This window comes from Candidatus Methylomirabilota bacterium (genome assembly GCA_036001065.1).
Taxonomy (GTDB): domain Bacteria; phylum Methylomirabilota; class Methylomirabilia; order Rokubacteriales; family CSP1-6; genus MNEF01.
The window spans coordinates 12,982-37,252 of the sequence record DASYUQ010000143.1; the positions used below are offsets into that span (position 1 = coordinate 12,982).

Below are 24,271 nucleotides of genomic sequence, written 5' to 3' on the forward strand. Positions count from 1 at the left end.
CGCAGCACTTTAGACTGGGGCCCGGAGGGATTCCGACCATGGACGAACAGATCGTCGAAACCGCCACCGGACTCGGGTACGTCGACCTCGTCGAGGGCACGGGCCCGCAACCCCAGACCGGCGACTCCGTGAGCGTGCACTATACCGGCTGGCTCAAGAGCGGCCAGAAGTTCGACTCCTCTCACGACCGCGGCGAACCTATCGTGTTTCCGATCGGCCGCGGCCGGGTGATCAAGGGCTGGGACGAAGGCGTCGGCTCGATGCGCGTGGGCGGCAAGCGCAAGCTCATCGTCCCCGCGCACCTGGGCTACGGTGACCTCGGCGCCGGCGGCGTGATCCCCCCGGGGGCCACGCTCATGTTCGAAGTGGAGCTGGTCGGCATCAACAACGCATAGGGCGGGGTTCACCCTCCCCTCATGACAAGGAGCGCCACATGACGAAGAAGAAGGGCACGGGGCTGTTGATGGTCTGGGCCGACGTCCCGGCGGAGAAGGAAGAGGAATTCAATCGCTGGTACAACAAGGAGCATCTCGCCGAGCGACTTTCGATACCTGGGTTTCTCGGCGGGGCCCGCTACGAAGCGGTGAAAGGTGGACCGAAGCATCTCGCCTACTATGAGCTGGAAAGCCCCGCGGTGCTGGAGAGCGAGGCGTACAAGCGCGTCCAGGCCCATCCCACTGAAGGGACCAAGCGCTACGGCCCAGGGGTCATCGGCACAACCTACATCCGGAACGTCTATACGATGATCCATCCGACGACATTGACGCCGGCGGCGGCTCAGAGCGAGATGGCGCCCGCGCTGCAGATCGGGCGCATGGACGTGCCGCCCGAGGTCGATAAGGAATTCAACACCTGGTACAACACCATCTACGTGCCCAACTACGAGAAGGTCCCCGGCGTGATTCGTGGCCGGCGCTACCGCGCCATGACCGGCACGCCCACGTATCTCACCCTCTACGAGTTCGAGCACCCCAAGGTGTCGGAGAGCGCCGCGTGGAAAGAGCAGCAGAACGCCTCGCCGGTGTCGGCCGGCATGCGAGCACACATGCGCCACGCTACAGGCTCTCCCGGCATCTACGTCATGACGTTTCAGCTGTGAAGGCGCTTCACGATCTCGGGCGGCCAGGAATGTACGATCTCGTGCTGAAGGGGGGAACGGTCCTGGACCCGTCGAGCGGCCTCGACGGTGTCCTCGACGTCGCGGTTCAGAACGGGGTGATCGCGCGCATCGCGCCGGCAATCGCGCCCGCCGAGGCAGCGCGGGTGATCGAGGTCGGCGGGAAGCTCGTCACCCCGGGGCTGATCGACGTCCACGCCCACGTCTTCGAGGGCATCAACCGGACCGGCGTGAATCCCGACCTGGGCGGCGTCTACGCCGGCGTGACCACCATCGTCGACGCCGGGAGCGCCGGGGCGGCCACCTTCGGCGGCTTCCCCCGGCACATCATCCCGCACTGCCAGACCGAGATCGTGCCGTTCCTCCACATCTGCCAGACCGGGCTGGCGACGATCCCCGACATCATCGCGGAGAGCAGCGTGAACCTCGACGACACGCTGCGGGTCGCCCGCCAGCACCAGGGGCTCATCGTCGGGATCAAGGCTCGCATGGTCTCACCGGCGCTCGAGATCATGGGCATGGAGATGCCGCGGCTGGCCAAGCGCGCCGCGCGCGAGTGCGGCATCAAGCTCATGGTCCACATCGGCGACACCGAGAAGCGCTACGACCCGAAGGTGATCCACCCCCTGCTGGCGCTGCTCGAGCCCGGCGACATCCTCACCCATTATTTCACGCCCAACCCCGGCGGCGTCCTCGACGGCAATGGGAAGCTGGTGCCGGAAGCGCGCGAGGCCGCCGACCGGGGCGTGTGGTTCGACACCGCGCACGGCCGGATGAACTTCAGCTTCGACGTCGGCCGCCGCATCATCGACCAGGGGCTGCTCCCGCACTGCATCAGCACCGACCTCACCGTGCCCGGGCGCCTCACCACCGTGCACAGCATGACCGAAATGATGACGCGCTTCCTCGGTCTCGGCTTCACGCTGCCGCAGGTGGTGACGATGTCCACCGCCAACCCGGCCAAGGCCATCGGCGCCGAGAAGCGGCTGGGAAGCCTCGCGGTGGGACGTCAGGCCGACATCTCGGTGCTGGAAATGCAGGAGGGGGACTGGGTGGTCTACGACATCCTCCGCTCGGGCCTGCGCGTCGATCGCGCGCTGGCCCCTCACCTGACGGTGAAGCGGGGCAAGGTCTTCACTCCCGACTTCGGCCCGCGCCCGTGGGGCTGGTGGCCCGATCGCGCGCCGGCCAAAGTGGTGGCAGGAGGGTGCTGCTAAGACACGGCCATGCCTAAAGCGCTCATGGTACGCACCGCCACGCTCGAGATCGGCTACGAAGCCGACGGTCCCAGCGACGGCCTCCCCATCGTCTTGCTGCACGGCTTCCCGGACGACGTGCGCGCGTGGGACGACGTCGTGCCGCCGCTGGCGGCGGCCGGTTATCGGGTGTTGGTCCCGTATCTGCGCGGGTATGGGCCGACCCGCTTCCTCGATGCTGCGGAGCCGCGGATGGCGCAGCAGGCCGCGATTGGCCAGGACGTGCTCGATTTCATGAACTCGCTGGGCTTGGCCACCGCCGGTCTGGCCGGCTACGACTGGGGAGGCCGAGCCGCGTGCATCGCCGCCATCCTCGCTCCCGAGCGTGTCCGCGCCCTCGTGAGCTGCAACGGCTACAACGTCCAGAACAGATGCCGCGCGAGAAGCCCGGCGCGGTCGTGGACGCGCTGCTGACGGCTCTCCGTTAGCATAGAGCCCTTAGGGAGGTTCCACATGCGTACGCAAGCAGAGAAGGCCGCAGCGTTTCGGGCACTGCACGAGCGTCCGGGCGCTTTCATCATTCCAAATCCGTGGGACGCGGGCACCGCCAGGCTTCTCGCTTCGCTGGGCTTCGAGGCCCTGGCGACGACGAGTCTGGGTTTCGCGAACAGCCTCGGGCGCCCCGATGGGACCAACGCTGTGAGCCGGAGCGAGGTGCTCGAGAATTGCCGAATGATTGCAGGCGCGACGGACCTGCCCGTCAATGCCGATTTGGAGAACTGCTATGCCCATGAGCCCCGGGCCGCGGCCGAAATGATCCGGCTGGCGGCGAACGCCGGCGTCGTGGGCGGCTCGATCGAGGACACGACGGGTGACTCGACGAGGCCGATCTATGACTTCCAGCTTGCGGTCGAGCGGGTGCAGGCCGCGGTCGAGACGGCGCGGTCGCTTGCCGTCCCGTTCATGCTGACGGCGAGGGCCGAAAATTTCCTGCACGGCCGCCCCGAGCTCGATGACACCATCCGACGGCTGCAGGCGTTCGAGAAGGCCGGGGCGGACGTCTTGTACGCGCCAGGGCTGAAAGACCTCGCCACGATCCGCACCGTCGTCGCCGCCGTGACCAAGCCGATCAACGTCGTGATGAGTGCCGCCGATCCGTCGATTACGGCCGAGCAGCTGGCCGAAGCCGGCGTCAAGCGCATCAGTGTCGGGGGGGCGCTGTCGCGGCTTGCGCTCGCGGCGTTTCTCAAGGGCGCGCGCGAAATGAAGGACAAGGGCGGGTTCACGTGGATGCGCGACACCATCCCCAGCCGGGAGCTCAAAGCAATCTTCAAACGATGGGAGTGAGACTCGGAGGTGCGTGTGAGCGACAATCGCGCCGTCGTCGTCGATCCGGAAGTGCCGGGCCGTCTCGTCATCCGTCCGGTGGCGGAGCCCGTCCCCGACCGTGGGGAGGCCGTGGTGCGCGTGCGAGCGATCTCGCTCAACCGCGGTGAGGTGCGGCGCTCGGGCATGGCCGCCGCCGGCTGGCGTCCCGGCTGGGACCTGGCCGGCGAGGTCGAGCGTGCTGCCGCCGATGGCTCGGGCCCCCGCGGCGGGGCGCGAGTGGTCGGGCTCCTGCCCGAAGGGGCGTGGGCGCAGCGGGTGGCGGTGCCCACGCACGCGCTGGCCGAGCTGCCCGATAAGGTGACGTTCTCCCAGGCCGCGACCTTTCCCGTGGCCGGCCTCACCGCGCTCCACGCGCTCGCGAAGGGCGGGCTGCTCCTCGGGCGCCGCGTGCTCGTCACCGGCGCGACGGGCGGTGTCGGCGACTTCGCGGTGCAGCTCGCGCGGCTGGCCGGCGCTCGCGTGACGGGGAGTGCCCGACGCGCCGACCAGGCGCCCGCGCTGCGGCAGCGGGGCGCCCACCAGGTGGTCGTGGGCGACGACATTCCGCCCTCACCCAAGTACGATCTCGTCCTCGAGTCCGTGGGCGGACGCACGCTCGGCACGGCCCTGGCCGCCCTCGAGCGCGGCGGCGTGTGCGTCACGTTCGGTGTCTCCGCCGCCGCCGAGGTCACGTTCGACGCGCGGCAGTTCTTCTTCGCCGGCCGGACGACGCTGTACGGCTTCTATCTCTTCAAGGACCTCGGGAGCGAGCCGGCGTCGGTAGGCCTCCGGCGGCTCGCCGACCTCGTGGCGGCGGGGCAGCTGGCGCCCCCCATCAGCCTGGAGCGGCCGTGGAAGGAGATCGGCCAGGTCGCGGACGACCTCATGGCCCGGCGCTTCCCCGGCAAGGCCGTGCTGATACTCGACTGAAAGGAGCGCGTCATGGCCTATCGCATCAACCACGTCCATCTCAAGGCCCCGGACCCGAGGAAGACGGCCGAGTGGTACTCGAGGGCGTTCGGCTTCAAGATCGTCAGCGATGACGTCCGCGTCTTCGGCGACCGCTTCGTCCGCTGCCAGAGCGAGGACGGCGGCATGATGGTGAACATCTCGGGGGCGCGCACGGGCGAGACGCTCGGCCCCGGCGACGCGAGCGCCCATCATGGGCTCGAGCACTTCGGCTTCGACTCGCAGGATATCGAAGCGGACATCGCGCGGCTCGAGGCCCTCGGCGCCCGCCTGCTGGAGGGGCCGATCCAGGTGCCCAACGGCCCCCGCATCGCCTTCCTGCGCGCGCCCGACGATGTCCGCGTCGAGCTGGTCGAGCCCCGGAGGACGGGCATCTCCGGCGGTTGCTGCTGAGCCGCCGCGAACGATGGCCGGAGGCTGCTGCTAAGAGCAGAGGTATTCAGACGGCCGGACATGACCGCCTCGCGAGTGGGAAGCAGGACGCCGAACTCGACCGCCATCTCTACCTCCGCGCGATCAGGCGCCTGGGCCTCGAGAACCCGCTCCGGATCCACGCCGGCCCGGCTCTAGCGGGGGCCCCTGGCCAGCGGTTCCACGGTCACGCGGGCCGTCCCGGCATTGTTGCGGTAGAAGACGGTCCGCAGCCCCGGTAACTCGATCACCGCGTCGTTGACGAAGAGGAACAACTCGCCGGACGTCCGCGCCCCGATCTGGCTCACCAGGCCCCGCGTCGTGGCCGGGCCGGGGCCGGTGTCGACCGGAGTCAGCGCGTAGTCGTCGTTCCCCTGAGAGCCGATGCGCGCGATGGGCCGGAACCAGGACTCTCCCATCCAGCGCCGGAACGGCAGGCCGAGGTACATCGGCGCCGTCATCGCCTCGAGTCCGAAGCCCGTGAGCTCGGGCGGGACGGCGATCGCGCCGTCCTTCCACGGCACGAGCGGCTCGATCTTGATGCGGTAACGCCTTCCCGCCTCGAGGCGTACGCCGCTCGCCCAGCAGAACGCGTCCGTCCGGAACCCGTCCCTGAGGATGGGGCCCGTCGCCACCGCCGCTGTCCCGGTGCCCGTGCACACGAATCCCAGCGAGCTTGTAGTCGCGAACGCCACCCGGCTGAGGCCGGCGAACAGCGCGAAGACGATGACCGCCGCGAAGAACGTCGGCAGCACGTGGCGCTTCCACGTGCGGAAGAGCCGGCGGTACAGGGGGTGCGTGCGAAGGCGGTAGATCCAGTCATCGGGCCACGCGCCCGCCGTGGTCCTGGCCTGCCAGAGGCTCCGCATCCGGTCGCTGATCCGGTATTCGAGGCGACGCCCCGCCACCATCAGAGCGACGACGATGACCGCCCACACCGCGAACCACCCGGGGTTGGCGGCGAACGTCTCCACCCAGTCCTCCACGGCCTCGGGCAGCACGGCGGCGGCGGCGCGGATGGGTCCGGCGAGGAAGCTCCAGGCGCTCGCCCGGGGCGGGTGACTCGTGTGAATCCAGGGAAACAGCGCCAGGTACGCCGACGCGGCCACGGACGCAAAGTACGCGAGGCGGCGGCACCACACGAGGTTCCAGATTCGCTCCTGCAAGTGGGCCCGGCTCACCGCCTCATCGCTGGTCTCGTACGGATTGGCCTTGCCCTGGAGGATGTCGCCCCCGGCCGTGACCACCGCGTAACGGTCGGGAAGCCCGACGGGGGCGTAGCCGCGCGCGCCCCTCCTCAGCCGATGGAAGACGCTCTCGTGGATCTTCGGGAGGTCGATGGTCACCTCGTCGTTGCGCTCGCTCGAGAACTTGTCGCGGGTGAGGTCCGCGAGCTTGCGGGGGCAATAGCGGTAGTACGCCGCCAGTCCGTACCGCGAGTCGTACAGGCGTCCATCCTCGTCTGACGCCAGCCGCACCGCCTCGATCGCCTCCCTGTCCTTCTTGAACTCCAGCCCGCATGCCCTGGCCTCGCCCATCATCCAGTGCAGGGACACGTGAGCGAGGCCGTCGTCGGGATAGCCGCCACCGACGTTGGAGTGCACGCCGGCGAACCACACCTGGCTGATCCTCTCGTTACCGATGTTGGAGACCACCTTCTCGCCCCGCTCCGTCCACAGCACCGGGTGAAAGGTCGTCCGCTCGTCGTCGAGGGCGAGGGCGTGACGCGCGCGCTCCACCTTGCCGTGAAGCTTGCGGTCGGGCAGGGAGAGCGGCCACAGCCACAGGCTCACTCCGCGGGTCATCTCCTCGATGGGGAGACCGTAGGCGGCCACGGAGTCCCACAGGCCCAGGAATTTGATAACGGGCACTTGGCGGTTCTTCGCCGGCTCGTACGCGGAGTGGCGCAGGAGACGGTTCCACCCGTCGATGACGGGGTCGCGGAGGGCGCGCAGGGAGCGGACGAGCAGGCCGAGCGCCGTGGTATATCGCCGGCGATAGCTTCGGTAGGCCGCAGCCGCGTCACGGTGGAGCTGGGCCTCGGACTCTACGGGCACCAACCCTTCGTTGGCGACGAGGCCCATCAGCACCCGGATGGTGAAGGCGCCGCGGCTGAAGCCGAAGCCGTAGAGCTCCGCGTCGTCCTGCCAGTTCCGGCACACGAAGCGGTAGAGGTCGAGGACGTTGCGCTTGAGGCCCCAGCCGAAGGCGCCGCCGAGCATGGCGAGGGGCTTGAAGGTCGAGCTGCCCACGCCATCGTCGTACAGCGCGACCTGCCGGCCGTTCGAGAGGTCGAGCGCCTGGTACAGCCGCCAGACGTTGGTGCGCCACACCTTGGCGGCACTGTTACCCGTGCCGTCGGACAGCACGACGATCCGCTTGATCTTTTTACCGTGGATGGCCCCTTTTGCCGTCATCGTGGCCTCCCCTGGACGGATCCCCGAATCGCGGAGACGCATACTATCCCATTCCTTGGACCCGGCCTAGCGTGCGATCATCCACTCGGCTTGTCGGCGGCTACCGCCAGGCCTCGGAGGTCATCATGGCGAGTCACATCATCCGCGTCGGCAACGTGGAAATCATGGCGTTGTCGGACGGCATGCTCGAATTCGATCTCTGCAACTTCTTCCCGACCATTCCGGACGACGAGTGGCAGCCGTACGAGTCCCATCTCACGGAAGAACACAAGGTCCGCTTCAATCTCGGCTCTTACCTGATACGGTCCGACGGGCGCACGATCCTCGTCGATACGGGGCTCGGTCCCAGGCCCGCCGATACGCCCGACGTCCCCTGGGGCCAGCTCCTGCACGACTTCCGGGCCAATGGCGTGCGCCCGGAAGAAATAGACATGGTGGTGATGACGCACCTGCACCGTGACCATGTCGGCTGGAACCTCCGGGCCCAAGGGAAGAAGTACGTGCCGACCTTTCCGAAGGCCCGCTACTGGATGAGCGCCAAAGACTGGGAGGTGTGCCACCAACCCGAGGTTCAGCCGGCCCGCTTTCCCAACGCCCCCACCTGTGTCTGGCCGCTGGCCGAGCTCGGCCTGGTCGAGCTGATGCAGGGCGAGCACAGCCTGACGCGTGAGTTGACCGCGATGCCGACGCCCGGCCACACGCCAGGGCACATGAGTATCCTGATCACCTCAAGAGGAGAGCGCGCGCTCGTGCTCGGCGACGCGGCGCACAGCCCGGTGCAGGTGCACGAGCCTGACTGGGTCTCGCGCGCCGATATGGATCCGGAGCTGACCCGCCGGACACGACGAGCCCTGCTGGACCGTCTGGAGCGCGAAGAGATCCTCGTGGCGGCCGGACACTTCATGGCACCCGGGTTCGGGAAGATCGTGCGCCTGCAGGGGCGCCGTTACTGGCAGGGACTCTAGAACATCGGAGGGGGCGGACGTTACGACCGCCTCCGAGATCCACAGTCGGAGAGGGCCTCGCGGCCCCCTCCGAACCTCCCCAGCGGATTGCGCCGGCGAAGCCGGCGCTCGAACGGCAACTGCTCCGACAGGTCTCTGGGGGCGCGGCCTCACCGCCGAGCGATCAGGCGCCTGAACACCGCGCCGTATTGGAAGCCGTAGCCCGTCGCCAGCTCGGCCGCGTGGTGCTTCAGCCGCTGGCCGATCGTCTCCCCGGCCGGCACGTTGAAGCCGGGCATCTGGCTCTCGTGGCGGACGAGGGCCGCGATCTGCCGGTCGATCGAGTCGGTGACATCGACGATGACGTTCGGCTCGTCCATGCCCCAGTACCAGAGCTCCCGGACCCGGTAAGGCTGGAGGCCGTCCCTCGTGATCTGCTCGGCGAAGTGCAGATGGTCGCGGGCATATGGATAGACGGCGTCCGTCGTCACGATGCCCGCCTTGCGGTGGTCGCGATGCTGGAATCCCTTGATCCGGTAGGGGTCGTGGACGAAGACGGTGTGCGGCCGGTATTTTCTGATGGCCCGCACGACGTCTCCGAGGAACTCCCGGGTGTCTTCGAGCCCGCCGTCGGGATAGCCGAGCATGACGACGTGCGTCACGCCCATGAAGTCGGCGGCGGCGCGTTGCTCGTCCGCCCGCTTCTTCGCGAGCTGGGCCGGTGTCAGCGACTGGTCGGCGGTGCCGGCGTCGCCGTTGGTGCAGAGGACGTACGTGACCTCGCAGCCCGCAGCCACCCACCTGGCCACGACGCCTCCGGATGCGATCTCGGCGTCGTCGGGGTGGGCGAAGATCACCATCGCCTTGTCGGGGATGTCGGTCACGAGCTCGAGCTTCGGGATGGCGATCCTCGAGAACCGGTCGGACGCTGGGCGGGTTAGGAGCCGCTCGCGACGGGCGCGGGCTCCGCGATATCGAGGGTCGTCACGCGACGGAGCTCGCGGCGATACGTCGCGTCCTCGAACGGCCGCGCGCGATGCATCGTGGCCCGGTTGTCCCAGATCACGAGGTCTCCGACGCGCCACGCATGGCGGTAGACGAACTCCGGCTGGGTCGCGTGCTCGATCAGATCTCGCAAGAGGAGCCGCCCCTCGGGGACCGGCCAGTCGATGATCCTCGACGCGTGCGAGGCGACGTAGAGCGACCGGCGGCCGGAGCGCGGGATCGTGCGGACGAGCGGATGCACCGCGCCTTTCAACTTCTCTTGCTCGTCTTCGGAGAACTCGAAGCCCAGCGTCTGGCGCGAGTACGCGATCGAGTGGTGGACGTGGAGCCCCTCGAGCTGCGCCTTGATCGGAGCGGGCAGCGCGTCGTAGGCGGCGCGCATGTCGGCGAACTCCGTGTCCGCTGCGACCGGAGGGACGATCCTCGCCGAGAGCATCGAGTACCGTCCCGGCGGATCCTGGAACGACGCATCGGTGTGCCACAGCCGATTCCCGAGCCCGTACATGCGCCGCCGATCGTCGGCCTTCAGAAGTTCGCCGTGCTCGTCGACGTTCGAGATGTCGGAGAGGGCTTCGTTGCCCAGGCGGCTCTTCCCGAGGACGGCGCTCCCCGTCCTCGCGTGCAGCTGGCCGTCGAGACGCTGCGCGAACGCGAGCTGTTCCGCGTCGGTGAACGGCTGATCGCGGAAGACGAGAATGGCGTATTCGTCCATCCCCGCCCGGATCCGGGCCAGCGTCTCGCGATCGTAGACCTGACGTAGATCGACCGGGCCCACCTCGGCCACGAAGTGCGGGTGAAGCTTACGGAATGTCAGTGTCATGGCAATGAGCCTAGGGCGATCCGGGGCAGAGAGTCAAGCGCGGTTGGGATCCCAAGCGAGTACGACGCAGGTCGCCTCAGCCGGGATCGCGGGTCGATGGACGCGAGCGCGGCTGTCGGGTCGTGATCAGCCTGCCGCAGGGGGGTGCGGCCTGAGCCGGCTCCGCTTACAAATATTTACCGGACTTTCCCACGCCGGCCAGTCTGCGGGGGTGGTTTCAGACCGTTGCCGCCGAGCGATCTGCGTTCCTGGCGGAACTGACGCCTCACAGGCTCCAGCAGGTGATCGAGTACACGAACGTCAACGGTAGAGCCGGCCGACGCCGGGGCAGGTGACTGGCTGTCAGTTGGGACAGGGACACCGGGAGGAGGGTGCTGACGATGCAGAGGGGGGAAGGGGACGGCCCCCTTCCCCCCCAACGCGGACTAATGACACTCGCCGCTGACCTGGAAGAACGCTCTCTCTCCGTCGACGACGAACCCATCCGAGAACTCGCCATTCACGTGAATCTCTCCGTTCATGAAGCCGCCGAGGATGCTCAACTGAGCGGAGATGGTCATGTGGAGATTGTCATCCACATTGTCGACGCCGTTGAAACTGACATGACCATTCTTGCCGACCGAGCCGGAACCGACGAGGATGATGTCCTTTCCGGCGTGACCGCCGATCTTCTCGAGCTCGGCTTCGAAGCGGTCCCCGCTCTTGGCGGTCACCCTGAACTCGATCCCCGTCGATTCGATGGTCGGGATCACGAGGCTGTGGGCCGTGCCCATGTAGCAGTCCCGAAGCAGGTCGATATCGGCGGCGCTGGTCCCCGACACCAGAAACAGGCTCGAAGCAAACGACACGACCGAGGCAACAGCGAGTCTTTTCATGCTCTCCTCCTGCGCAACGCTTCGTTACGGGGAGGGTAGAACACGCCTCGACCCCCCCCCCCGGAGTCTCCCAATCTACGTCCCGTTCCCGGCAAGTCAATCTTTTTATTACCGCACGCGGCCGCTTCGTGTGACACGTCCTGGCCGATCTAGCCGCGGTGACGTTTCCCCGGTTCTGATTGGCATCCCGGACGACCCCGGCGAACCGATAGGACGTTGAAGCTTTATCGCCACGGTGGTGGCGGGAACCGGTTGGCCCTTCGGCACCTTACTTGGATGCTTCGTGAGACACCCCCTCCTGCGGAGTCCTGTCCTCTCGAAGATGTCGCGTCACCCACTGGGTGGTGCCCTCCGCGTCAGCGAGGAGCCGCCGAGAGCCGCGTTTCTTGCAGGTGTTAAGCGATTATGGTCTGGTCCGTTCGCCTCTCAAAACGAAAATGTGGGCTCAGTTGTCGCAAGCCCAGCTTACGGCGGCGCTCATGTACTACAGGCGATATCCCGAGGAGATTCAGCGCCAGATCGACGCGAACGCTGCCCTGACACCCGAAACGATCGAGAAGCAGTATCCCGGGCTGGTACGCTTCGTCACCGCTCGGTGAAGGTCTACCTCGACGAGAATCTATCGGCCGGATGACCGAGCTCAGCTCGCGTATGCCACCGGAGAGTCGATTTCCTCGCTCTTGCTCACGAAGCGGTCGCCACGAATACCGAGCACGCCGGCATTATGCTGATTCCGTCCAGCTTCCCTGGAGACGAGGTCAAGACGATCGCGGACGGTATCGGCGACGTCGCGAAGCAATATTCCGAGGACGTTCGCGGTGCCGTGATCTACATCCAGCGAACACCAACGCGGTAGCGAACCGCCGCCTCACCCTCCAGAGGGCACGGCGCTCGGCCTCCCGGCCGCCGCGGCGGCGGCGGCCTTCTGAAAGTCAGCCTCCGTGAAGCCGTAGAGATGGGCGCCCCCCATCAGGATCTGGGCCGCGACCTGGCGCGGGACGTTCTTCAACAAGTTCTCCGCCACGTGGGGGAAGTTGGAGTCGAAGTGCGGGTAGTCCGTGGAGACGCACATCCGATCGGCGCCGATCAGCCCGGCCGTGGCTTCGATCTCGGGCTCGCTGCCCTCGACCGCGGCCCAGCAGTTGCGCCGGAAGTACTCCCGCGGGGTGAGGCTGAGATAGGGAGCGTGGGAGTCCCGGTACTGGGGGTAGTCCCACTCGATGCGGGTCAGGATACCGGGTACCCAGGAGTTCTGGGCTTCGAGGAATCCCACCCGGAGCTTGGGGTGGAACTCGAACACGCCGCCGATGATCATGGCGATGAGCGCCTGCTGCATCTCGATCCAGTGGCTGGCCACGTGGCGATAGAACCGGTTCTCGCCGTACAGCTCGATCATGCGGGAGTACACGGCGCTCACGCCCTCGTGGAATCCCCAGGTCACGTTCAGCTCTTCGTGCAGGCGGTAGAGAGGCTCCCAGTAGTTCGAGTGCCAGTAGCGGCCGTTCACCAGATTCGGCCGGATGAACGACCCGACGGCGCCGAGCTCCCTCACGCACCTCACCAGCTCCCGACAGGCCAGGTGAGCGTCGTGCACGGGCAGCATCGCCACGAACTTCAGGCGATCGGGGCTGTACTGGCAGAAGTCGTGGATCCAGTTGTTGTAAGCCTGGCAGAGGGCCAGCGAGAGCCGGGGGTCCATGTTGTTGCGGCCGAGGAGGGCGAGGCCGTTGGTGGGGTAGAGCACCGCGATGTCGACCCCTTCCATCTCCATGCCCATCACCTGGGCTTCGGGGTTGTAGTCGCGCTCGATGGCAAAGTCCAGCCGGCCCGTGTCGAAGATCCGTGATCCCGAGAGCGGCTGACTGCTCTGCGTGGGGCCGGAACGGTGCCGCTTCCGGTACTGCTGCAGGTCGGCGTCCGAGATGGGCACCCCGTCCACGACGACCAAGCCGGCGGCCCAGCCCCGGGTCGGGTGGCCGTCGGCTCCCACCGGCACGCTGACGCGGTCCTTGAATGTCGGGTCCAGATAGCGCTCGAAGAGGTCGGGCGGTTCCATGATGTGCATGTCGGAGTCGACGAACCGGAGGCCGTCTTTCATGGCATCCTCCTGGCAGCGGTGACGGCGGTTGTCGGTCGCCCCTCGGGTGGGGGTTGGCCGGAACTATATCGGGCTGGGCCGGGGAGTCAAGCGCAGGCCTCCTCGGTCAGTCCGCATCCGCGCATCGAGCGGGGCACCGAGCGCCAGCCCGACGAGCCGGAGCGGCGGATCGTCCTCGGCGATGAGCAGCCGCTCGTGATTACCCACGGCCGCCGGCCAGGGCGCTCGCATTCATGTCGTCGGCTTCTCCACGGTCGCGCGCTCGACCGCCAGCAGCTTCTCGAGCTCGATCGTGGCCAGCATGTCTCTTTCGATCGGGCCCCACTCCGGCTTCGTCGTGTGCTGGGCGCCGAACCCGTCGGCGAGGTCCTGGTAGACCTTCTTCCATGCCGCATACGCCGCCAGCAACGGCGTCTGCGGGTCGGCGACGATCTTATAACCGAGGCCGCCGAGATCCCGAAGCGTCATGCCCAGGCCGGCCAGTCCGCCGCGTGACGTGAGATACATCAGCGGCCCGCCGAGCCGCTCGGCGATGGCGCGCAGCTGCTCCGGCTTGTGGGCCATCGAGAGGAGCAAGACGTCGGCCCCGGCCTTTCGGTAGGCTTCGCCGCGGCGGAGAGCGTCGTCCAGGGTGCTGGCCCGCATCGCATTGGTGCGCGCGATGATGACAAAGTCGTGGCGGCGGCGGGCCGCCACGGCCTCCTTGACCTTGGCCGCCATCAGCTCCATGGGGATCATGTGCTCAATCCCGATGTGATGATGTGCCCGCTTCGGCACGAGCTGGTCCTCGATCTCGATCGCCGCGAAGCCGGCCGCCTCGCTCATGCCGATCGTCCGGTGCATGTGCATCGGGTCGCCGTAGCCGCAGGCGCCGTCGAGAATGAGCGGGAGCGACGAGACGGCGTGGATCTCGATGGCCGCCTGGCACATCTCGGTCAGGTTCAGATTGGCCTCGAGCGAGACCTTCTGGTAGCCCGTCGCGCCGCCGCCGAGATAGCCGGCCGAGAAGCCGGCGGCCTCGGCCATCCTGGCCATCAGCGGATTCAGGACCAGCGGCGCGGTCACGGGCAGCGGCCCCTGCATCAGAGCGGTGAGCGCCATGAGCGTCCCTGCTCACCCGAGCTGCTTGTGGACGAACTCGATGATCCGCTTCCTCGCCTGCTCCGCGGTAGGCGAATCCTTCTTGGCGAACCCTTCGCCCTCCGCCTCGTACAGCTCCAGCTCGAGCTGGCCTCCCGCCTTGCGGTAATAGGCGAGGAAGCGGTCGAGGTCGGCGCGGGGATGCGCGACGTCGCGGGTGGCTTGGATGTACAGCACGGGGGGCAGCTCGACCCGCTCGCCGCGCTCGAGGGCGAGCACCGGGTTGCCCTCGGCCATCGCCTCTTCGGTCTGCCAGTATTGGTCGTGATCCGGCAGGACGCGGTCTATGACATCCGGGTACGGTTTGCCGCCCTCGCGGAGCTTCTTGGCATAACGATAGCGCGCCAGCGGATCGATGACCGGCCAGCACAGGACGGCGCAGCGCACGCTGGCATCGACAGCCGCCGCGCCAGCGGGCAGCGGAACCACCGAGTATCGCGGATCGCGCGGCCTCATCGCGGCCAGCATGGCCTGGTGGGCGCCGCTCGAGGTGCCCATGAGCCCCATCCGGTCGGGGCGAGTGCCCAGCTCCGCGGCCCGGGTCTTGAGCCAGCGGATCGCGTAATTGATGTCCACCAGCGAGGCCGGGTACGGCGCCTCGGGCGGCATGCGGAAATCCAGCGCCGCCACCACCACGCCGCTTTTCGCCAGTGGTTCGTTGAGTGGGGTGTCGTCCAGACGGTCCTTCCGGCACCACGCGCCGCCATGCACCTCGACGATGAGCGGGAACGGCCCGGTGCCCCGCGGCTTGAAGAGACGAGCCAGCAGGGGCGTGTCCCCGTGGCGGACATATTCGACGTCTTCGATGTGGATCTCATGAGTCATGCTGTCCTCCTTCCCGAGCTCCCTTGCTAAGGCTTGATGTCCTGGAGGAACCCTGGCGCCAGAACGCCTCCGGGGGCACCACGGGGATGTAGTTCAGCTCGATGCCTTCCGGACGCACTTCGCCCGTGGCCAGGGGCGCGGTGCGGTCGTACAGGCCGCCGGCGTAGGTCAGGCGGATGGGCGCGCTGGTCAAGAAGCTCATCCCTAGTTCAGGGGCTTGCCCATCTCCCGCAGCACCTCCTGCAGGAGGTCGCGGGCCACGAACTGCTCGACGTCGGGCAACGGCTTGTCCTTGGGCCAGCCGAGCTCGGGCGTGGCGACCGAGTCGAAGAGCTGCCGGAAAAGATCCTTGGGGATCTGCGGCGCGAACTTGTCCTGCAGCTGGTTGTAGAGGTTCTCGGCGACGCGCGCGTCCTGGATCTGGAAGTACTTCTGGATGATCTCCACGGTCCCCACCCTCTCGGTGCGGATGTAGTCGGCAGCCCTGGCCACGGCCCGGATGAAGCGCTTCATGACGTCGCGCCGGTCGCGGACGTTGTCCCGGTGGGTGCTGATGGTGCCGCCCAGCCGCGGCAGGTGGTCCCCCGCCCGCACCAGGATCTTGAGGCCCTCGGCCTCGGCCCGAGCCGCGTGGGGGAACGAGAGTCCCGCGCCCTGGATCGAGCCGGCAATGATCGCGGCGATCCGCTCCGGCTCGCCGCGGAAGTTGATGACCTTGTAGTCCTTCCCGGCCTCCATCTTGAAGAACTTGCTGAGGACGACGACCAGCTCGCTGTAGTCCGCCGACCCGGGACGGCCTAATCCCAGGGTCTTGCCCCGCAGATCCTCGACCTTCCGGATGTCGGCCGTCGTGGTGAGCGTCCACTGGGACACCAGCGACTCACCCACCACGAAGACGAGGGGAGCCCCTTTGAGCATCGCCTCGGTGCTGCCGCCCGGGATCGGGGCGAAGTCGATCTCCTTGGCGATGGTGGCCCGGACGATCTCGCCGCCCGTCATGCTCACGAACTCCGCGTCGAGCCCCTCGGCCTTGAAGAGCCCGCGGTCCATGGCCACGTAGGTCGGGATGTGGAAGCCGCTGGCGCCCGTGGTGCGGCCCACCTTGATCTTGAGCGCCTGGGCCGACGCCACGCCGCTTCCGAGCAAGGCCGCGATGAGCACCAGCGCCGCCGCGCACACGTTCTTCATGGACCCCTCCTCATTTGGGCTACGCCGCGCCGGCGTCGCGGAGCGCGCGCCAGACGCGCTCGGGGGTGAGCGGGAGATCCTTCACGCGGGCGCCGGTGGCGGCGAAGAGGGCGTTGGCGATGGCCGGCGCGACCGGGATGATGCTGCCCTCGGCGACGCCCTTGGCGCCGTGAGGGCCCGGGCCTCCCCCGCCCTCCACGATCACCGCATCGAACGCCTCCGGCAGATCCGAAAAGAGCGGGAGCCGGTAGTCGATCATGTTGCCGTTCACGAGCTGGCCGTCGTCGTAGACCAGCCCCTCGAAGAGCGCGGGGCCGAGGCCCTGCATGGCGCCGCCGAGGTCCTGCCCCTCGACGCCGGCCGGGTTGATGGCGCGTCCCGGGTCGGAGAGCGAGACATAGCGATGGACCGCGATGGCCCCCGTCTCGCGGTCGACCGACACCCGCGCCGCCCCGAGCCCGATCTCCCAGAAGCTGGCGGTCGCGCCGAGCGCGTTGAGCCCGGTGGCCGGGCGCTGATAGCCGTGACCGATCAGCTCCCCGCCCGCGTCGCGGAAGAAGCGCTGGATGACCTCACCGAATCCGAGCCGCCGGCCGCCCGCGCTGACGCCTCCGCCCTCGAGCCGGCACTGGGCGGGGCTCACGTCGAGCGCCTCGGAGGCGATGGCCCGGACCTGGTCGGCCACGCGCTGAGCCGCCTCCTGCACGGCGTGGCCCAGCAGCGACGTCGCGCGGCTGGCGTTGGTGCGCTGGTCGAAGGGCGTGACGCCGGTGTCGGGCGCGGTGACGATCACGCGGGACGGGTCGATCCCGAGCTCGGCGGCGGCGATCTGGCCGAGCACGCTCTGCACGCCCTGGCCGATCTCGGCCGAGCTGGCGAGCACGGTGGCGCTCCCGTCCTGATGGAGCCTCACGATCGCCGTGGACGACGTCCGCGTCCCCCCGCCGTCCTTGATCGCGCAGGCCAGGCCCACGCCCTCACCCGGCGCGCGCGCCTCGCGCCATCCGACCTCCTTGGCGAGGATGTCCAGCGCCTGATCCATATCGCTGTCGATCGGCCGATCACCCGGCGCATACTCCTCATCGCGCTTGAGCAGATTTTTCATCCGCAGTGCGAACGGGTCCATACCGACCTTCGCGGCGATGATGTCCATCTGCGACTCGTAGGCCCAGCAGACCTCCGGGGTGCCGAAACCGCGATAGGAGCCGGCCGAGACCGTGTTGGTGAACACCGCGTAGGAGTTCACCTCGACGTGGGAAATGCGATAGGGGCCGATGATCCGGTAGCCGGCCTTCTTCGAGACGCGCGAGCCCTGGTCGGTGTAGGCGCCGGTGTCGAGGTGGATCTCCGCGCGGCGGCCCACGATGGTGCCGTCCTTCCCCACCGCGGTCTGGATCCTCACGCGGCCGCCGTTCCTCACCACCGTCCGCGCCGTGTCCTCCGACGAGAAGACGACCCGCACGGGCCCGCCGGCCTTCCGCGAGAGCGCGGCGGCGATCGGCGCCGCCGGGATCAGCTCCCGGCTCCCGAACGCGCCGCCCACGTAGGGGACGATGATCCTCACGCGGCTTTGCGGCAAACCGAACATCTCCGCCAGCGACTGCCGCATCGCGAACGGGTACTGCGTGCCCGTCCAGACCGTCAGGTCGCTCCCCTGGTGGTGGGCGATCGCGCCGAGCGGCTCGAGGGGAAAGTGGTGGACGCTCGGCAACGTGAACGTATCGTCGAAGACGAAATCCGCCTGGCGAAACGCGTCGTCAGGGTCCCCGCGGCGATAGTTGAAGTGGTGGCAGATGTTGCGCGTGACGTCGGGCTTGATGTCCTGGACGTCGGGGAAGAGCGTCGAGCGCGGCCGATCCACGTGGAGCTGGGGGGCGCCGGCTGCCAGCGCTTCGGCGACGTTCCGCACCACCGGCAGGGGCTCGTAGTCCACGACGATGCGCCGCGCCGCTTCTTCGGCGGTCAGCGCATCGACCGCCGCCACCGCGGCGACGGGCTCCCCCGCGAAGCGGACGCGCTCGATGGCCAGCAGCGGCTGGTCCCTCACCGCCTGGCCGAAGTAGGGATCGATGTCGGTGAGGTCGGCGCCCGTGATGACCGCGATCACGCCGGGGAGCCGCTCGGCCTGCCTGGTGTCGATTCCCAGGATCCGCGCGTGAGGATACGGACTCCGGAGCACCTTGCCCTCGACCATCCCGGGGATCCTGAGATCGACGGTGTAGCGCGTGCGGCCGGTGACCTTGTCCCGCGCGTCCTGGCGCTCGAGCGACCGGCCGATCAGTGAGCGGCCCTCGACGCGGCCGGAATCGCTCATAAGTCGGAGGGGGCCCCAACGGGTTGCGCCGGCGAAGCCGGCGCTTGAGGAAGCGCGCGCGACTCTTGGCTTGACACGGGAGCGCTCACGCCCCCATCACCGCCGAGGCGAAGCGGCGAAGCGTCGCCTCGCGATCCCCGCCGCCGGCGCCGTAGGGGATGATCGCGATCTGCCTGATGCCGCTCTCGCGGAGACGCTCCACCCCGGCGTGAATTTCCGCCGGCGTTCCCGCCACCGCGAACTTGTCGACGAGCCAGTCGGGGACGACCATCGCCTGGCTCGCCCCGGGATCCATGTGCTGATAGTAGTTGTAGGCGCGCCGGATCTCGTCGACGACCTTCTGCTCGTCCGGGGCGAGCGTGTAGGGCAACGGATGCACGACCACGCGGGCCACGTGGGCCTTCACCACCTCCCGCGCGCCGGCATCGGCCACCGCGCAGGGGACCCAGAGCACGAGGTCGATGTCGTCGAGCGCGCGCCCGGCGGCCCGCGCCCCGGCGCCGATCGTCTCGATCGCCTGTCGCACCCTGGGCGGATCGACGCCGACGAGGACGATCACCCCGTCGGCGATCCGCCCGGCCAGCTCGAGCATCTTCGGCCCGCTCGCCGCCAAGTAGATCGGGACGCGCTCGCGAGGGCCGTGCTTGAGCCGGATCGTCCCCGTGTCGATGCGGACGTCCTGGCCGGCCATCAGCTCCCGCATCCGGCGGACGGCCAGCTCGAAATCGGCGAGGCGCGCCTGCTTCCTGCCCATCGTCTCGACCGCGCTGTCGCCGAGCCCGAGGCCCAGGATCAGCCGGCCGGGGTACGCCTCCTGGAGCGTCGCGAACGCGCTGGCGACGACGGACGGATCGCGGGTGAGGACGTTGGTCACGCCGGTGCCGAGCACGACCCTCGACGTGCTGAGCGCGGCGGCGGCGAGGTTCACGTAGGCCTCACGCCAGATCAGGTGCGAATCGCCGACCCAGACGTGGCTGAAGCCGAGCGTCTCGGAGACCTTCGCGAGGTGGACCATGGTCGGCAGCGGATCGGTCGGAAAGAGGCCGACGCCGAACGAGAGGCGGCTCACACGCGGCCTCCCGTGATCGTCACCGGACGCTCCGGCGGCGGCGTCTGCTCGCTGCGACCGGCGACCCTCAGGTGGCCATCGATCAGCACGGCGGAGATGCCCGGCAGGTCGCCCTTGCCGAACGAATCGAGCGCGTCGCTGGCGACCGAGCCCTTGATCCGATCGAGCAGCACGATGTCGGCGGGCCGACCTTCCTCCAGGATCCCCTGAGGCAGGCCGTGGGCCCGGGCGACGTTGCCGGTGGCCATGGCGATGGCAGTCTCGGGCGGCACCCCGGCCACGGAAGAGACATAGGCGATCTCGCGGAGCATACCCCGCGGCAGCACGCCGGTGCCGCCGGGGGTGTCGGTTCCGATGAGTACGCGATCGAAGGCGCCGCTGGCGCCTGCCACCCGCACGAGCGTCAGAACCATGCGTGGATTGCCGGAGCTGCAGATCTCCAGCGCGCATTCGGTCTCGGCCACGAGACGCTCGACCTCCTTCTCGGGCATCGGGATCGGCCCGCCGGTGGCGTGGCCGATGATGTCGGGTTTCAACCGCTTCACGATGTCGATGCCGGCGACCTGGCTCACGCCCGAGCGCGAGACGCCGCCGGAATGGATCTTGACCTTGATCCCGCGCTTGCGCGCCCACGCCACGTAGCGCTCGGCCTCGCCGTTGGGCAGCAGGCCGTAGTCGTAGAAGATGAACTTGACCAGCCGGATCCCCACCGCTTGAAGATCGACGAAGTCGCTCTCGGTGAGGCCGGGCACGAGCAGGAGGGTGCCGGCGTAGACCCTCACGCCGGAGGGGCGCAGATTGTCCCAGCAGCGCTTGGCGAGGTGGGCGAGCGCCATCGCGGTGCGGGCGTCGGGGGGCGTGGGCAGACCCGGCAGATGCAGCTCGCCGGCGGAGATCAACGCCGTCACGCCGCCGTGCATGTAGTGGGTGATCCAGCCGAGCGCGTTCTGGGCCGGCGTGAAGTCGCCGAACGTCGGATGCGAGTGCGAGTCGATCAGCCCCGGCACCGCGGTGATCCCATGAGCATCGATGGCGATGTCGGCCGCGCGGGTGATGCCCGAGCCGATCTCGCGGATCAGGCCGCCCTCGAGATAGATAGAGTCGGCGCGGCGGAGGGGCCGCGCACAGTCCCCCGTCGCGAGGGCGCCGATGTTGCGGATGAGGCAGCTCGGGGCGGCGGGGCTCACGTCGCCAGGGCGCCGGCCGGGCGCAGGATCTCTTCCGCGATCATCTGGAGGTACTCGATGCGCGCCTTGGTCTCGCGCGGCAGGCTGTAGATCGTGAACCCGATGTGGTCGAGCCCTGTCGCCCGGGCCCGCGCGATGGTTTCGACGCAGTCGGCCGGCGAGCCGCAGACCGTCCAGCTCTCGAGCGGCACGTCGAAGCTGAGCTGGAGCTCCATCATCGTCGACTCTTGCATCTCCCAGGCCCGGTACATCGCGAACGTCTTCTCGAGGTAGGGCCGCGCCGCCGCCGCGGCCGCCTCGCGGCTGGCGCCGACGATGAGGGCCCGCGAGGCGCCGACCGTCCCCGGCGTCTGGCCCGCTTCCTGGCGCGCTTCGCTGAACACGACCGCGAGCTTGGCCACCGCGTCCCAGGCCATCTGGGGGCCGAAGAGGACTCCGTCGGTCAAGCGCGCCGCCCTGCGGGTGGCGCCGACGCTCTGGGCCCCCATTTCGAGCGGTGGGTGGGGCTGCTGGTAGGGCCTGAAGCCCATCCGCCCCGCGGTCACCCGCGTGTAACGGCCCTGGAACGTCACCTCCTCGCCCGCCCAGAGCCGCTTCATCAGCGCCAGGGACTCCTCGAGCTTGGGCACGCGGTCACCGCGTGAAAGCCCGACGGTCTCGAGCTCCTTCTCGCGGTAGCCGATGGAGACGCCGACATCCAGGCGGCCGTGGGTGATGTGGTCGAGCGTCGCGATGTTTTCGGCGGCGTCGACCGCGGCCACGAGCGGCAGCAGCAGCATCGAGGTCTTGAGCCGCATCCGGCCCGTCTCCGGCGCCAGCCGGGCCAGCGTCGGGAAGGGCTGCGGCCAGACCGTGGGATGGGACAGGAGGTGGTGACCGATCGAGACCCAGGCGTAGCCCAGCCGGGACGCCGCGCCCACGACCTCGATCACCTCGTCGATGATCTGGGTCGGAGGGCGGTCGGTCGGACTCCAGAACGGCGTGAGATGGAAGCCGATGCGCATCGCGTTCCGTAGGCGGCTGTATACTACTGCGGGCCGCGAGAGTCAATCACGTCAGACCGGCGCCGCTCGGGGTCTCCGGGGACTCAGACGCGAAGGCGAATATCACGCCGGTACAGCACCCACATCGCCCCCCACCAGACGAGGACATAGGCGAGAGCGTACGCGAGCGACGCGTTGACGGGCATGGCCCAGGGCGCGAAGACACGGTCGAAGAGCCACGCCTGAAGGCTGGGGCCATCCAGCCCTACCCGAATGAGTATGAAGAGACTGGCCACCAAGCTCGACAGGAAGTAGAGGGCCAGGGCGTTCACGCCGAGGACGACGAAAGGGACCGCCCATCGCCGGTAGCCCTGGACCTCGATGAGCCAGTAACAGGCGGCCAGGGCAAGCAGCGCCAGGCCCACCATCAGCAGCGCGTAGGAGCTCGTCCACAGGGCCTTGTTCACCGGGAACCACTGGCCCCAGAGCTGCCCGAGGCCGAGGCCGACGAACCCGGCCAGGGCGAGACCGGCGGCGATTGCGCGCGGCGTCCGCCCACTGCGAAGCCAGTACCCGGTCAGGACACCGAAGAGCACCGTGGCCAGGGCCGGCGCGGTGCTCAGCATCCCCTCCGGGTCATAGACCCCTGTGGCCTGCCAGAGGTGGGGTCCGAGGAGGGTTCGATCGAGGTAGGCCGCCAGGTTTCCTTCCTTGCTCAGGTCGCCCGCGCCGTAGCCGGGAACCGGGACGACGCTCGTCACGACCCAGTAGCCAAGCAGGAGTGTCGAGGCGATGAGGGCGTTCACTCTCCAGCTCGTCGCCAGGAAGAGCACCGCTGCCACGAGGTAGCACACGGCAATCCGCTGAAGCACGCCCGGGATCCGCAACGTCGCCCAATGAAACCCCGGGAAACCGTTGAGCACGATCCCGAGGCCGAAGATCACGACGGATCGCCACAGCACCCTGCCCATCACCCACCGGCCTCCCGACTCCTCTTCCCTCGGTCCGAGGGCCAGGGGCACCGCCACGCCGACAATGAACAGAAAAAAGGGGAAGATTACGTCGGTCAGGGTCCAGCCGTGCCACGCCGCGTGACGAAGCGGCGGATGGACAGCGCGCCAGGTGCCGGGATTGTTGACGAGGACCATCGCCGCCACCGTGAGGCCACGGAACGCATCGAGGGAGAGGAGCCGCTGCGGCCTCGGTCGGGGCGGCATCGCGTCATCACGTACTCTTCCTGTTCACGAGCCCCGACCCGACGGCCCGATGATCACCAGCAGCTTGACCGCCGCGAACGCGCGGATCACCAGCCACGAGGGATCGAACTCGAAACGCCCCATGCTGAACTTCGGCGCGCGCGGGTGCGCGTGATGATTGTTGTGAAGGCTCTCGCCGCCCGTGACCCAGGCCAGGACGCGCCAGTTATACGCCGTGTTCTGGAAGTTCTGCGTCCCGCGCCAGTGGCCAAGGGCGTTGATCAGCGGGGCCAAGACAAAGACGTAGAGCAACGCGTGCGCCAGTCCGGCGAGGAGGCCGGCCCCGATGCCGAGGACGAGGCATAGCAGTGCAGTGCCGAGACCGAGACCGACCACGCCCCATGAAAAGACGGCACGATCCAGTCGGTCTTCCGGAATGTCAGGCGCAAACTTCTCGATCGTCTCCGGGTTCCGCCCTTCGCGCACGTAGTAGTAGACGTTCAAGAGCTGGACCCGCCAGACGCCGAGCAGCCGCGGGCTGTGGGGATCACCCTCCCGGTCGGTGAACGTGTGATGTTTGCGATGGACAGCGACCCACTCCCGGCGGCGCTGTCCCGTGGTGAGCCACAGCAGAATCCGGAAGAACACATCCGCGAGGGGGTGTACGAGCAGCGCCCGATGGGCGAGGGCCCGATGCAAATAGATAGACGTCGCGATCACCGCCACCTGGGTGATCGCTACTGCGACAAGCGGCACGATCCAAATGTGAAATGACAAGGCATCCTCCTTCCTTCACAATCACCTCCGGCGCGGCGACCTCATTACTTGCCCGCGCTGATCGACACGGTGAAGTTGACCGCCTCCTCCCGATACGGCGACGGGATATACGCGAGCTCGAGGCGGATTTCCTTCAGCTTCTTCGCCTTCAGGGCGTCGGCAGGGAACTCCACGTCCAGGGACTGGGTCGCATCCTGCCCGGGGTCGAGGCGCTCGTTACCGTACGTGGGAAACCTGAGGGTCGGTTCGGTCCGCGCCGCCTCCAGCTTGATGGGCTGCCCCTGGGCATCGATGTACTGGATCTTCCCTGCGACCAGACGGACGGTCTGATTGGCCGACGTGTTCTTCAGCTTGAGCGTCCCGGTGAGCTTC

General features: G+C 68.2%; 24 protein-coding genes and 1 pseudogene. 8 read left to right on the forward strand and 17 right to left on the reverse strand.

Translation table 11 applies throughout. From position 1 onward, the window contains the following. Nucleotides 1-53 precede the first annotated feature (53 nt). From VGV13_14170 to VGV13_14200, 7 genes and pseudogenes are all read left to right on the forward strand, one after another. A pseudogene (locus VGV13_14170) lies at nt 54-395 on the forward strand (FKBP-type peptidyl-prolyl cis-trans isomerase). A gap of 38 nt (nt 396-433) precedes the next feature. Beyond that, on the forward strand, nt 434-1,099 hold the full coding sequence (locus VGV13_14175) for a hypothetical protein (GenBank protein ID HEV8642240.1): 666 nt from the start codon (nt 434-436) through the stop codon (nt 1,097-1,099). Continuing rightward, a complete protein-coding gene (locus VGV13_14180; protein HEV8642241.1) occupies nt 1,096-2,334 on the forward strand; it encodes an amidohydrolase/deacetylase family metallohydrolase in 1,239 nt (412 codons plus the stop codon). The genes VGV13_14175 and VGV13_14180 overlap by 4 nt, the downstream gene beginning before the upstream one ends. 9 nt (nt 2,335-2,343) lie before the next feature. After that, entirely contained in the window at nt 2,344-2,787 is a 444-nt protein-coding gene (locus VGV13_14185; protein ID HEV8642242.1) for an alpha/beta fold hydrolase, read from the forward strand. Between the two features lie 39 nt (nt 2,788-2,826). After that, on the forward strand, nt 2,827-3,660 hold the full coding sequence (locus VGV13_14190; GenBank protein ID HEV8642243.1) for an isocitrate lyase/phosphoenolpyruvate mutase family protein: 834 nt from the start codon (nt 2,827-2,829) through the stop codon (nt 3,658-3,660). A gap of 15 nt (nt 3,661-3,675) precedes the next feature. Further along, nucleotides 3,676-4,611: a zinc-binding dehydrogenase gene (locus VGV13_14195; protein ID HEV8642244.1), complete on the forward strand. Its 936-nt coding sequence runs from the start codon at nt 3,676-3,678 to the stop codon at nt 4,609-4,611. 12 nt (nt 4,612-4,623) lie between these two features. Next, nucleotides 4,624-5,043 (forward strand): VOC family protein, encoded by a 420-nt coding sequence (locus VGV13_14200; protein HEV8642245.1) that lies wholly within the window; start codon nt 4,624-4,626, stop codon nt 5,041-5,043. Nucleotides 5,044-5,216: 173 nt separating this feature from the next. On the opposite strand, the gene VGV13_14205 is transcribed toward VGV13_14200, so the two are convergent. Then, a complete protein-coding gene (locus VGV13_14205) occupies nt 5,217-7,478 on the reverse strand; it encodes a DUF2235 domain-containing protein (GenBank protein ID HEV8642246.1) in 2,262 nt (753 codons plus the stop codon). 125 nt (nt 7,479-7,603) lie between these two features. Between VGV13_14205 and VGV13_14210 the strand changes: the two genes are divergently transcribed. Beyond that, a complete protein-coding gene (locus VGV13_14210; GenBank protein ID HEV8642247.1) occupies nt 7,604-8,443 on the forward strand; it encodes an MBL fold metallo-hydrolase in 840 nt (279 codons plus the stop codon). A gap of 149 nt (nt 8,444-8,592) precedes the next feature. Here the strand turns inward: VGV13_14210 and VGV13_14215 are convergent, their stop codons facing one another. The 16 genes from VGV13_14215 to VGV13_14290 all read right to left on the reverse strand — a co-directional run. Next, a complete protein-coding gene (locus VGV13_14215; GenBank protein ID HEV8642248.1) occupies nt 8,593-9,306 on the reverse strand; it encodes a PIG-L deacetylase family protein in 714 nt (237 codons plus the stop codon). 53 nt (nt 9,307-9,359) lie between these two features. Next, nucleotides 9,360-10,247: a TauD/TfdA family dioxygenase gene (locus tag VGV13_14220; GenBank protein ID HEV8642249.1), complete on the reverse strand. Its 888-nt coding sequence runs from the start codon at nt 10,245-10,247 to the stop codon at nt 9,360-9,362. Between the two features lie 425 nt (nt 10,248-10,672). Then, on the reverse strand, nt 10,673-11,122 hold the full coding sequence (locus VGV13_14225) for a hypothetical protein (protein HEV8642250.1): 450 nt from the start codon (nt 11,120-11,122) through the stop codon (nt 10,673-10,675). 868 nt (nt 11,123-11,990) lie between these two features. Beyond that, nucleotides 11,991-13,220, reverse strand: coding sequence for an amidohydrolase family protein (locus VGV13_14230; GenBank protein ID HEV8642251.1), 1,230 nt, complete (start codon nt 13,218-13,220; stop codon nt 11,991-11,993). Between the two features lie 63 nt (nt 13,221-13,283). After that, nucleotides 13,284-13,451 carry a hypothetical protein gene (locus VGV13_14235; GenBank protein HEV8642252.1) on the reverse strand — a complete coding sequence of 56 codons (168 nt, stop codon included), beginning with the start codon at nt 13,449-13,451 and terminating at the stop codon, nt 13,284-13,286. Next, nucleotides 13,452-14,321, reverse strand: coding sequence for an isocitrate lyase/PEP mutase family protein (locus VGV13_14240; protein HEV8642253.1), 870 nt, complete (start codon nt 14,319-14,321; stop codon nt 13,452-13,454). A 12-nt stretch (nt 14,322-14,333) separates the two neighbouring features. Then, on the reverse strand, nt 14,334-15,185 hold the full coding sequence (locus VGV13_14245) for an alpha/beta hydrolase (protein ID HEV8642254.1): 852 nt from the start codon (nt 15,183-15,185) through the stop codon (nt 14,334-14,336). Continuing rightward, nucleotides 15,175-15,387 (reverse strand): hypothetical protein, encoded by a 213-nt coding sequence (locus VGV13_14250; GenBank protein ID HEV8642255.1) that lies wholly within the window; start codon nt 15,385-15,387, stop codon nt 15,175-15,177. Before VGV13_14250 ends, VGV13_14245 begins: the two co-directional genes overlap by 11 nt. Nucleotides 15,388-15,389: 2 nt before the next feature. After that, the gene (locus VGV13_14255) at nt 15,390-16,373 is read right to left on the reverse strand and encodes an ABC transporter substrate-binding protein (GenBank protein HEV8642256.1); all 984 of its coding nucleotides are present in this window, start codon (nt 16,371-16,373) and stop codon (nt 15,390-15,392) included. A gap of 19 nt (nt 16,374-16,392) precedes the next feature. Beyond that, complete coding sequence (locus tag VGV13_14260; protein HEV8642257.1) at nt 16,393-18,687, reverse strand: xanthine dehydrogenase family protein molybdopterin-binding subunit; 2,295 nt, start codon at nt 18,685-18,687, stop codon at nt 16,393-16,395. Between the two features lie 85 nt (nt 18,688-18,772). Then, entirely contained in the window at nt 18,773-19,756 is a 984-nt protein-coding gene (locus VGV13_14265) for an LLM class flavin-dependent oxidoreductase (protein ID HEV8642258.1), read from the reverse strand. Beyond that, the gene (locus tag VGV13_14270; protein HEV8642259.1) at nt 19,753-20,943 is read right to left on the reverse strand and encodes an amidohydrolase family protein; all 1,191 of its coding nucleotides are present in this window, start codon (nt 20,941-20,943) and stop codon (nt 19,753-19,755) included. Before VGV13_14270 ends, VGV13_14265 begins: the two co-directional genes overlap by 4 nt. Beyond that, a complete protein-coding gene (locus VGV13_14275) occupies nt 20,940-21,947 on the reverse strand; it encodes an LLM class flavin-dependent oxidoreductase (protein ID HEV8642260.1) in 1,008 nt (335 codons plus the stop codon). The genes VGV13_14270 and VGV13_14275 overlap by 4 nt, the downstream gene beginning before the upstream one ends. An 83-nt stretch (nt 21,948-22,030) precedes the next feature. Then, nucleotides 22,031-23,143, reverse strand: a complete 1,113-nt coding sequence (locus VGV13_14280; protein ID HEV8642261.1) for a heparan-alpha-glucosaminide N-acetyltransferase domain-containing protein — start codon at nt 23,141-23,143, stop codon at nt 22,031-22,033. 24 nt (nt 23,144-23,167) lie between these two features. After that, on the reverse strand, nt 23,168-23,899 hold the full coding sequence (locus tag VGV13_14285; protein HEV8642262.1) for a fatty acid desaturase: 732 nt from the start codon (nt 23,897-23,899) through the stop codon (nt 23,168-23,170). Between the two features lie 44 nt (nt 23,900-23,943). Continuing rightward, nucleotides 23,944-24,271, reverse strand: a 328-nt coding sequence (locus VGV13_14290) for a hypothetical protein (GenBank protein ID HEV8642263.1), incomplete at its 5' end; no start/stop codon positions are given.

Bases quoted from the DNA above. Each gene is read 5' to 3' on its own strand.
- VGV13_14240 (HEV8642253.1), bottom strand. From the start codon at position 14,321: ATGGCGCTCACCGCTCTGATGCAGGGGCCGCTGCCCGTGACCGCGCCG.
- VGV13_14260 (HEV8642257.1), bottom strand. From the start codon at position 18,687: ATGAGCGATTCCGGCCGCGTCGAGGGCCGCTCACTGATCGGCCGGTCG.
- VGV13_14245 (HEV8642254.1), bottom strand. From the start codon at position 15,185: ATGACTCATGAGATCCACATCGAAGACGTCGAATATGTCCGCCACGGG.
- VGV13_14235 (HEV8642252.1), bottom strand. From the start codon at position 13,451: ATGCGAGCGCCCTGGCCGGCGGCCGTGGGTAATCACGAGCGGCTGCTC.
- VGV13_14230 (HEV8642251.1), bottom strand. From the start codon at position 13,220: ATGAAAGACGGCCTCCGGTTCGTCGACTCCGACATGCACATCATGGAA.
- VGV13_14275 (HEV8642260.1), bottom strand. From the start codon at position 21,947: ATGCGCATCGGCTTCCATCTCACGCCGTTCTGGAGTCCGACCGACCGC.
- VGV13_14175 (HEV8642240.1), top strand. From the start codon at position 434: ATGACGAAGAAGAAGGGCACGGGGCTGTTGATGGTCTGGGCCGACGTC.
- VGV13_14225 (HEV8642250.1), bottom strand. From the start codon at position 11,122: ATGAAAAGACTCGCTGTTGCCTCGGTCGTGTCGTTTGCTTCGAGCCTG.
- VGV13_14205 (HEV8642246.1), bottom strand. From the start codon at position 7,478: ATGACGGCAAAAGGGGCCATCCACGGTAAAAAGATCAAGCGGATCGTC.
- VGV13_14250 (HEV8642255.1), bottom strand. From the start codon at position 15,387: ATGAGCTTCTTGACCAGCGCGCCCATCCGCCTGACCTACGCCGGCGGC.
- VGV13_14280 (HEV8642261.1), bottom strand. From the start codon at position 23,143: ATGCCGCCCCGACCGAGGCCGCAGCGGCTCCTCTCCCTCGATGCGTTC.
- VGV13_14210 (HEV8642247.1), top strand. From the start codon at position 7,604: ATGGCGAGTCACATCATCCGCGTCGGCAACGTGGAAATCATGGCGTTG.
- VGV13_14220 (HEV8642249.1), bottom strand. From the start codon at position 10,247: ATGACACTGACATTCCGTAAGCTTCACCCGCACTTCGTGGCCGAGGTG.
- VGV13_14255 (HEV8642256.1), bottom strand. From the start codon at position 16,373: ATGAAGAACGTGTGCGCGGCGGCGCTGGTGCTCATCGCGGCCTTGCTC.
- VGV13_14185 (HEV8642242.1), top strand. From the start codon at position 2,344: ATGCCTAAAGCGCTCATGGTACGCACCGCCACGCTCGAGATCGGCTAC.
- VGV13_14200 (HEV8642245.1), top strand. From the start codon at position 4,624: ATGGCCTATCGCATCAACCACGTCCATCTCAAGGCCCCGGACCCGAGG.
- VGV13_14190 (HEV8642243.1), top strand. From the start codon at position 2,827: ATGCGTACGCAAGCAGAGAAGGCCGCAGCGTTTCGGGCACTGCACGAG.